Below are 700 nucleotides of genomic sequence, written 5' to 3'. Positions count from 1 at the left end.
GTGTGCGCTGTGGCGTACTGCCGGCGGAACTGGCGTGGTGAGAGCCCGTAGGCGGTGCGGAACGTCTGGCTGAAGTGTGCGGGGCTGGTGAATCCCCACCGGGCGGCGATGGCGCTGATGGGACGGGTGGTCAGGCGTGGGTCGGAGAGGTCGCGTCGGCACTGGTCCAGGCGGCGCTCGCGGATCCAGCCGGCGACGGTGCGGCCTTCGTGGTGGAACAGCTTGTGCAGGTAGCGCATGGAGATGTGGTGGGCGGCGGCGACTGCGGCCGGAGTCAGGTGTGGATCGCCCAGGTGTTCGGCGATGAAGGCGTGGATCTGGGCCATCAGCGCGCGCTGTCTGGCGTGGGGTGCCAGGGCGCTGTCGGCGTCCACCGCGTTGGCCAGCGCCGTGGTCAGCAGGTCGAGGGCCAGGGTGGACAGCCGGGCGGTGTCGGACGGGCTGAGTTCGTCCATGTGCCGGGCCAGTTGCAGCAGGAACTGTGATGACAGCGCACCGACGCCCTGGTCGCACGGGAGGCGGACTGCGGTCAGCCGGCGCAGGTCCCGGGCAGGCAACGGCAGTAACGAATGGGGGAAGCGTAAGACCAGCATCTGACCGGCTGGAATGTCTGATGCAAGCTCGGCCAGGTAGGGACGCGAGGTGTCATACAGCACCAGGTTCCCGGCGTCGAAATCGGCGCTCCGGCCGTCTTGTGCCA

1 protein-coding gene is annotated in these 700 nt (G+C 68.9%); it reads right to left on the bottom strand.

Annotation, left to right across the window (positions count from 1 at the left end; genetic code table 11):
• A partial coding sequence (locus E1281_RS39815) for a helix-turn-helix domain-containing protein (RefSeq protein ID WP_243717826.1) occupies positions 1–656 on the bottom strand: 656 nt, incomplete at its 3' end.
• Positions 657–700 lie beyond the last annotated feature (44 nt).

This window comes from Actinomadura sp. KC345 (genome assembly GCF_004348515.1).
Lineage (GTDB): Bacteria > Actinomycetota > Actinomycetes > Streptosporangiales > Streptosporangiaceae > Spirillospora.
The sequence above is the reverse complement of the archived record's forward strand: the minus strand, read 5'-3'. Positions and strand labels throughout refer to the sequence as shown.